Source organism: Methylopila musalis (genome assembly GCF_042679725.1).
GTDB classification, from domain to species: domain Bacteria; phylum Pseudomonadota; class Alphaproteobacteria; order Rhizobiales; family Methylopilaceae; genus Methylopila; species Methylopila musalis.
In genome coordinates this window covers 1-8,153 of record NZ_JBHTMX010000131.1, presented here as the reverse complement: position 1 = coordinate 8,153, position 8,153 = coordinate 1, and the positions used below count along the sequence as shown (strand labels likewise).

At 72.7% G+C, this 8,153-nt stretch carries 5 protein-coding genes; 2 read left to right on the top strand and 3 right to left on the bottom strand.

Translation table 11 applies throughout. The features are described 5' to 3' along the window. Positions 1–194: 194 nt before the first annotated feature. Both cobD and cbiB read left to right on the top strand, forming a co-directional pair. Positions 195–1,181 carry a threonine-phosphate decarboxylase CobD gene (gene cobD / locus ACFQ4O_RS12685; RefSeq protein ID WP_378776060.1) on the top strand — a complete coding sequence of 329 codons (987 nt, stop codon included), beginning with the start codon at positions 195–197 and terminating at the stop codon, positions 1,179–1,181. A 6-nt stretch (positions 1,182–1,187) separates the two neighbouring features. Next, a complete protein-coding gene (gene cbiB, locus ACFQ4O_RS12680; RefSeq protein ID WP_378776059.1) occupies positions 1,188–2,159 on the top strand; it encodes an adenosylcobinamide-phosphate synthase CbiB in 972 nt (323 codons plus the stop codon). A 176-nt stretch (positions 2,160–2,335) separates the two neighbouring features. On the opposite strand, the gene ACFQ4O_RS12675 is transcribed toward cbiB, so the two are convergent. From ACFQ4O_RS12675 to cobN, 3 genes are all read right to left on the bottom strand, one after another. Beyond that, positions 2,336–3,805, bottom strand: a complete 1,470-nt coding sequence (locus tag ACFQ4O_RS12675) for a cobyric acid synthase (RefSeq protein WP_378776058.1) — start codon at positions 3,803–3,805, stop codon at positions 2,336–2,338. Between the two features lie 383 nt (positions 3,806–4,188). After that, positions 4,189–4,791 carry a cob(I)yrinic acid a,c-diamide adenosyltransferase gene (cobO, locus tag ACFQ4O_RS12670; RefSeq protein ID WP_378776057.1) on the bottom strand — a complete coding sequence of 201 codons (603 nt, stop codon included), beginning with the start codon at positions 4,789–4,791 and terminating at the stop codon, positions 4,189–4,191. After that, the coding region (cobN, locus tag ACFQ4O_RS12665; RefSeq protein WP_378776056.1) for a cobaltochelatase subunit CobN at positions 4,788–8,153 on the bottom strand (3,366 nt) is incomplete at its 5' end. The genes cobO and cobN, both read right to left, overlap by 4 nt.

The following is an 8,153-nucleotide window of genomic DNA, read 5'->3' as shown; positions in this document are numbered from 1 at the left end:
GCGGGCGCCTTCCGGTTCGCCCTCCCGCGACGCTCCCTCCGGCCGGCAAGTGCGGCACACGGTGACGGTGACGGCCGCCGCGCTCACGCCGCCGCTCCGCGCGCGCGTCCAGGGCGGCCTTCGCAGGCGCGGCGCCGATTTGACCTGACGCGGATTCTGCCCAAAGTGTGAGCGCTCAAGGGGAGAGGCACGGCATGCGGCATGGGGGCGATCTCGCGGAGGCGGGCGCGGCGTTCGGCGTTCCGCCGCAGGGCTGGCTCGACCTGTCCACCGGCGTCAACCCCTACGCCTATCCGCTCCCGCCGTTTTCATCCGAAAGCCTGACGCGCCTGCCCCAGAAGGCGGCGCTGGCCGCGCTGCTCGCCGCCGCCCGCCGGGCCTATGGCTGGGCCGAAGACACCCCGGTCTGCGCCGGTCCGGGCTCCCAGGCCATGATCCAGCTGCTGCCGTATCTGCGCTACCGCAAGACGGTGGTGGTGCTCGGCCCGACCTATGGCGAGCACGCCTATCAGTGGGCGCGCGCCGGCCACGAGGTGCGCGAGGCCCGCACCCTCGGCGAGATCGGCGAGCCGGACGTGGTGGTGGTCGTCAACCCCAACAACCCCACCGGCCGCATCGCCTCGCCCAAGGCCCTCGCCAAGGTGGCGGAGGGTCTCGCCGCCCGCGACGGGCTGCTGGTGATCGACGAGGCCTTCGCGGACACCAATCCGGATGTCGGCTTCGGCGGCCGGCTGAACGGCCGCAAGGCGATCGTGCTGCGCTCCTTCGGCAAGTTCTTCGGCCTGCCCGGCGTGCGGCTCGGCTTCGCCGCCGGCGACGAGGAGATGGTGACGGAGCTTGCGGCCGAGCTCGGGCCCTGGCCGGTCTCCGGTCCGGCGCTGGAGGCGGGCGCCGCCGCGCTGTCGGACGAGGCGTGGATCTCCAGCATGCGGCTGCGGCTGTCGGTGGAGGCCATGCGGCTCGACGACCTGCTCGGCGAGAGCGGCTTCACCATCATCGGCGGGACCGATCTGTTCCGCACCGCCCGCCACGCCCGCGCGAGCGAGGTCCACGCCGCGCTCGCCCGCGCCGGCGTCTGGACTCGCCGTTTCGAGGAGCGGCCGGACGAGCTGCGCTTCGGCCTGCCCGGCGACGACGCGGCCCATGAGCGCTTCGCGGCCGCCCTGCGCGCCGCCGCCTGACGGGTCATGGATCTCGCCCACAACGCCGCGATCATCCTGATCGCCCTGCTGGTCGACGCCGTGGTGGGCGATCCCGACGCCGTGTGGCGCCGCTTCGCCCATCCGGTCGCCCTGTTCGGCCGGGCGATCAGCTGGGCCGACGCGCGCGTCAACCGGCTGGAGCTGGACGAGGCGGTCCGCCGCCGCCGCGGCGTCTGGACGCTGGTCGCGCTCGTCACGGGCGCGCTCGCCCTTGGGGTCGCGATCAGCTGGAGCCTGCGGGGGCTGCCCTATGGCGTGCTGATCGAAGGCGCGCTCGCCAGCGTGTTCCTGGCGCAGAACAGCCTGCACCGCCATGTGTCGGCGGTGCTGACGGCCTGGCGCGCGGGCGGGCTCGACGCCGCGCGGGCGGCGGTGTCCATGATCGTGGGGCGCGATCCGAAGCGGCTGGACGAGGCCGGCGTCGCCCGCGCGGCGATCGAATCCTGCGCCGAGAACTTCGCCGACGGCGTGATCGCCCCGGCGCTCTGGGGCGTGGCGCTCGGGCTTCCAGGCCTCATCGCCTACAAGGCCATCAACACCGCCGACAGCATGATCGGCCACAAGTCCGAGCGGCACCGGGCCTTCGGCTGGGCCTCCGCCCGCTTCGACGACTGGGTGAACCTCGCGCCGGCAAGGCTCGCCGGGGCGCTGATCGTGCTGGCGGCCCTGCTCACCGGCAGGCCGTGGCGCGAAGCGTGGCGGGCCATGCTGCGCGACGCCCCGCGCGACGCCTCGCCCAACGCCGGCTGGCCAGAGGCGGCCATGGGCGGCGCGCTCGGCCTCGCGCTCGCCGGCCCGCGGGTCTATGCGGGCGTCCGGGTGGACGATCCCTACATGAACGCGGGCGGCGGCCCGGCTCGGATCGAGGACATCTCCCGCGCGCTCGCGCTGTTCCGCGCCGCCTGCCTGCTGGCCGCCGTCGCGGTGGCGGCCGTCTGGCTGCTGGTCGGCGCGTGAGAGCCCGTTCGGGCGTTTTTGGCATCGTCATGCCCGAGCGTATTTTGGGCATCCATGGCTTGGACGCGCAAAATCTGGCCTGACAGAACGGCGTAGATACCCGGCTTCGCCGGGCATGAAGGGAGTTTGAATCGCGCGCTGCGGCGACGCCCCGAACAGGCTCCGAGACTCGTTCTTCAGACGCCCGCGCGGGCGATCTCCAGCATGCGCTCCACGTCGAGATGTTGGGCCAAATGGTCCGCGAGCGCGTCGAGGGTGGCGTCCACCGTCGCCTCGTAGCGGAAGCCTGCGTCCGTGACGCCGAAGCCGGCGAGATAGGCCCGGCGGAATCCGTCCGCGGCGAACACGCCATGGAGGTAGGCCCCGACGATCCGGCCGTCCGGCGAGGCGGCGCCTTCCGGCCGGCCCTCCGCCTCGAACGGCGCGCGCGCCGTGTCCGGCCCCTCGGTGCGGCCCATGTGGATCTCGTAGGCCTCCACCGGCTCGCCGCTCGCCCGGTGCCGGCCCGAAACGCGGGCGAGGCGCTTGTCGGCGCCGAGCGTGGTCTCCACGTCCAGCAGCCCAAGCCCCTCCACCCGCGCGGGCGGCCCCTCCACCCCGTCGGGATCGGAGATGGCGCGGCCGAGCATCTGGTAGCCGCCGCAAAGCCCCAGCACCCGCCCGCCGCGGCGCGCATGGGCGCGGATGTCCGCGTCCCAGCCGAAGGCGCGCAGGGCCGCGAGGTCCGCGATGGTGGCCTTGGAGCCGGGGATCAGCACCAGATCGGTCTCCGGCGGCAGCGGCGCGCCGTTCTCCAGCAGCGTCAGCGCCACCGAGGGTTCGAGCCGCAGCGGATCGAGATCGTCGAAATTCGCGATGCGCGGCAGCACGGGGACGGCCACGCGCACCATTCCGTCCCGCCGCCCCGCGCGGGAGGCGAGGTCTTCAGAATCCTCCGCCGGCAGGCGGCTCGCCTCCGCGAACCAGGGCGCGATCCCGAGCGAGGGCCAGCCGGTGCGCCCGGCGATGATGCGCAGGCCCTCATCGAACAGGCGAGGATCGCCCCGGAAGCGGTTGATCAGAAAGGCCTTGATCAGGCGGTTGTCGTCGTCCGACAGAAGCGCCTTCGTGCCCACGAGCGTGGCGATCACGCCGCCGCGGTCGATGTCGCCGATCAGCGCCACGGGCACGATGGCCGCCTGCGCGAAGCCCATGTTGGCGATGTCGCCGGCCCGAAGGTTCGCCTCCGCCGCGCTGCCGGCGCCCTCCACCAGCACGAGGTCCGCGCCCGCCGACACCCGCGCGAAACTGTCGAGCACCGCCGGCATCAGGTCGGGCTTCAGGCTCCAGTAGGCCCGGCCGCGATAGGAGCCGAGCCGCTTGCCCTGCACCACCACCTGCGAGCCGGTCTCGCTCTCGGGCTTCAGCAGCACGGGGTTCATGTGGACGCTCGGGGGCATCCCGCAGGCGCGCGCCTGCAACGCCTGCGCCCGGCCGATCTCGCCGCCGTCCTCGGTCACGGCCGCGTTGTTCGACATGTTCTGTGGCTTGAACGGCGCCACCTTCAGCCCCCGCCGCGCGAAGAGCCGGCACAGGCCCGCCACGATCAGCGACTTGCCCACATTGGAGCCGGTGCCCTGAAACATGAGGGCGGGAGCGTGCGCCATGACCTTACGCCGCCGCCGTCTTGCGCCGGCTTTGAGCCGGGAGCCGGAAACGCCGGCGGTTCAGAAGAGCGCGCATCGGGCGTCGCATCAGGGTGGTGTCCGTCGAGGGTCTGGGTCCCGGCTCACGGCCGGGACAAGGGAAGGGGCGGTTCGGGAGAGACGTTGCTGCGCGATCTGACGGTGCGTCCTCAATATGAGGTCGGGCGCATCCCTCAAGCCGCCGCCCCTCTTGTCCCGGCCTTGAGCCGGGACCCAGAAACGTCGGCGCCCGCAAGCCGGAGCGCCCAATCCGATACGCTTCTTCCTCAAGCGTCGGCGGAAATGGGTCCCGGCTCAAGGCCGGGACAAGGAAGCGCGGCGCTTCCCTTGCTCCCCCATCACCCTCAGAACTCGATTCCCGCTTGCGCCTTCACGCCGTCGCGGAACGGGTGCTTCACCTGCGTCATCTCCGTGACGAGATCGGCCTGTTCGATCAGCTCGTCCTTGGCGTTGCGGCCGGTGACGACCACGTGGGTTCCCTCCGGCCGCGCGGCGATCGCGGAGAGCACCTCGGCGAGGTTGAGATAGTCGTAGCGCAGCACGATGTTGAGCTCGTCCAGGATCACCAGCTTGATCGCGGGATCGGCGATGAAGCGTTTCGACATCTCCCACGCCTCGCGCGCGGCGCGGATGTCGCGCTCCCGGTCCTGCGTCTCCCAAGTGAAGCCTTCGCCCATGGCGTGCACCTCGACCTGATCGGGAAACTTGCGCAGCAGGTCGCGTTCGCCGCTTTCCCACGGACCCTTGATGAACTGCACCACGCCCACCTTCTGCCCATGGGCGATGGCGCGCATGGCCATGCCGAAGGCGGCGGTGGATTTGCCCTTGCCCTTGCCGGTGTGGACGATCAGCAGGCCCTTCTCCACCTGCCGCTCGGAGACGATCTTGTCCTGATGCTCCTTGCGCTTCTTCATCTTCTCCGCATAGCGGGCGGCGTCTTCGGTCATGGGATCGGCTCCGTCGTCAAGCTGAGAAGATGATCGTGCGCGCTGTTGCGCGTGGGCCGCCAGAAGCCGCGGCGCTCGGCCTCGAGAAAGGCGCGGGCCATGGCGGCGAGCGCGGCGGGGTTGGCGTCCGCGATGAAGCCGCGGGTCGCCTCATCCCCGAGATAGGCGTCGTAGAGCGCGTCGAACTGATGGCTGCCCACCGCGTCGGTGGTGGCGGCGAAGCCCGACAGATTGGTTACGGTCGCGAGCATCTCCGCCGCGCCCTTGTGGCCGTGCTCCCGCATGGCGGCGATCCATTTGGGGTTGGTGGCGCGGGCGCGCATCACCAGCGCGATCTCGTCCTTCAGCGTGCGGACGACCGGCGTCTCCATGCGTGATGTGTCGAGATGGTAGAGCGCGGGCGCGGTCCCCCGCAGCGTCTCGATGGCGGCGGAGAGGCCGCCGGCGAACTCGTGCACGTCGTCGCTGTCGAGCAGGTCGAACTCACGGGCGTCCTGCGTCTGCACCACGCCGTCCACGTCCCGGGCCATCACCTCCAGCGCCTCCCGATCCGGCGCGCCCTCCACCCCTTGCGCGTAGGCGAAGCCGCTGGCGGCGAGATAGGCGCGGCCGAGATCGTCACGGGTCTCCCACGCGCCCTGATCGAGAAGCGGCGCGAGCCCCGTTCCATAGGCGCCGGGGCGCGCGCCGAACACGCTGTGCCCGGCGCGCCCGGCCTCAGCCTCCGCCGCAAGCCGGACGGCGACCGGGTTCGCCTCGGCGTCTTCGGGCAGCGCGCCGACGAGGCGCACCGCCTCGTCGATCAGGTCGATCTGGAATGGGAAGGCGTCGCGGAAGAAGCCCGAGATGCGGAACAGCACGTCCACCCGCGGGCGTTTCAGCTCGGCGAGCGTGAGCGGAACGAGGCCCACGACCCGCGACGATCCCGCCTCCCATTGGGGGGCGACGCCGAGCAGGGCGAGCGCCTGGGCGATGTCGTCGCCGCCGGTGCGCATGTTGGCTGTGCCCCAGGCGGAGAGCGCCAGCCGCTTCGGCCATTCGCCGTGGTCCTGATAGTGCCGCCGGCACAGCGTGTCGGCCGCTGCGCGCCCCAGCCGCCACGCGGCCTCCGTCGGGGCGGAGCGGGGATCGAGCGCGAAGAAGTTCCGCCCCGTGGGCAGGGCGTCGAGCCGCGCGCGGGCCGGCGCGCCGGACGGTCCCGGCGCCACGAAGCGGCCGTCCAGCGCGCGCAGGAACCCGTCGATCTCGGCGGCGCCGGAGGCGTCCACCCGCGGGGCCACGACCTCGCGCAGCTCCCGCAGCACGGCGGAGGCGGCGGGATACGCGCTCGAATCCGCCCCGTCATGCCCGAGCCTGTCTCGGGCATCCGCGATTTCGGCGGGCGAAGCCGACCGCGCACGGACGTCGTGGATGCCCGGCGTCGCCGGGCATGACGGTTGAAGCGCCCCGGTCGCCGTTTCCACCAGCGTCAGCGCCAACCGCTCCAGCCGCTCCAGCGTATCGCCATGGCTGCGCCACGGGTCGTCCGAGATGTCGGCAAGCGCTGCGGGGCGTGGGCCGTCCCAGCGGGCGGCGAGGTCGTCGGCGAGCAGATCGAAGCCGGCGAAGCCGAGATCGAGGCCGAGCGCCCGCGTCAGCGAGGCGTCCCCGGGGCGCGGCCCGCGCGGCGCCTGCACCAGCGCGGCCAGAAGCTCCGCCCGCTTCGCGCCTGTCGGCGAGCGGCCGAACACGTGCAGGCCGTTGCGCACCTGCAGCTCCTTCACCTCGCACAGGAAGGCGTCGAGCTTGGTGAGCGCGTCGTCTGGGTCGTCGGCGATGGAGAAGCCGCAGTCGCGGTCGAACCCGAGGCTCGCGGCGCGGGCGAGGATCTCGCGGCCGAGCGTCGCCGCCCGGCGCGGGTCGAGCCCCTGCGCCTCGGCGTATTCGTCCACCAGCGTCTCCACCTCACGCAGCGCGGCGGTTCCCTCGGCGCGGGCGAGCGGCGGCGTCAGGTGATCGACGATGACGGCGGAGGTCCGGCGCTTGGCCGCGGCGCCCTCGCCGGGGTCGTTGACGATGAAGGGGTAGACATGGGGCAGGGGCCCAAGCGCCAGTTCGGAATAGCACTCGGACGACAGCGCCAGCGCCTTGCCCGGCAGCCATTCCAGATTGCCGTGCTTGCCCACATGCACGAGGACCTGCGCGCCGAACGTCTCCCGGAGCCAGACGTAGAAGGCGAGATGGCCGTGGGGCGGCGGCAGGTCAGGGTCGTGATGGGCGGCCTTCGGGTCCACGTCGAAGCCGCGTGAGGGCTGGACGCCGAGAACCACATGGCCGTAGCGGCGCAGCGCCAGCCGGAACCCGCCAGCCGCCGCGTCGAAGCTCGGATCGCTCTCGGCCGCGCCCCAGCGCGCCGCGATCCTCTTCCGCGCCGCGTCGGGGAGGGCGGCGAGGAAACGGGCGTAAGCGGCGAGCGGGAGAAGCGCGTCGCTGGATTGTTCGCCGTCGTTGCTGTGAGAAGGCGCCGCCGCCTCGTCCCGGTCCCGGCGAAGGCCGGGACCGGGAACCGCTTCGTTCTCTGGAAGGTCGCTGTCGGCGCCGTGACGGTCGTTCTGCGCGGTCAGCGTGTCTGGGTCCCGGCCTTCGCCGGGACAAGAGGAGGGAGGCGTCTCCGTTTTCTCGCGCCCCTCGCGGACGCACGAGGTGGTGAGCGCGGCGGTCATCGCGGCGACCACTTCGGCGCCGGTTTCGGGCGCGCCCCCGGCGGCGTAGCCCGCGTCGCGGAGCGCGGCGAGCAGCACGGCGGCGCTTTCGGGGGTGTCGAGGCCGACGCCGTTGGCGAGCCGGGCGGCGCCGGTCGGGTAATTGGCGAGGATCAGCGCCACCTTGCGCGCCTCGCGCGGCGTCGCCCGCAAGGCGGCCCAGTTGGCGGCGAGCTCCGCCACGAAGGCGATCCGGTCCTCCGCCGCTTCGAAGGCGACGATCTCGGTTTCGGTCGCGGGGTCGAATCGGCCGGCGGTCTTGAAGCCGATGGCGCGGGAGAAGACGCGGCCGTCGATCTCGGGCAGCGCCACCGCCATGGCGAGGTCGCGGGCGCCGAGCCCGCGGGGCGAGGCCTCCCACGTCGCCCGGTCCATGCCGGCGAGCGCCACCTGCAACACCGGAGCATCGGCGGAATCAAGCGGCGAGCCCTGCCAGGCCGCGCCGGGCTTCGACACCGCGAAGGCGGTGGCGCTCAGCACCACGGCGGGCCCCGCCGCCGCGAAGGTCTCGCGCACGAAGGCGGCGGCCGCGGCCTCCTTCAGCGACGACACGAACACCGGCAGCGCCCCGAGCCCGCGCGCGGCCAGCGCGTCCACAAGCGCGTCGATCGGCGCGACGTC

Bases quoted from the DNA above. Each gene is read 5' to 3' on its own strand.
- cobD (WP_378776060.1), top strand. From the start codon at position 195: ATGCGGCATGGGGGCGATCTCGCGGAGGCGGGCGCGGCGTTCGGCGTT.
- cbiB (WP_378776059.1), top strand. From the start codon at position 1,188: ATGGATCTCGCCCACAACGCCGCGATCATCCTGATCGCCCTGCTGGTC.
- ACFQ4O_RS12675 (WP_378776058.1), bottom strand. From the start codon at position 3,805: ATGGCGCACGCTCCCGCCCTCATGTTTCAGGGCACCGGCTCCAATGTG.
- cobO (WP_378776057.1), bottom strand. From the start codon at position 4,791: ATGACCGAAGACGCCGCCCGCTATGCGGAGAAGATGAAGAAGCGCAAG.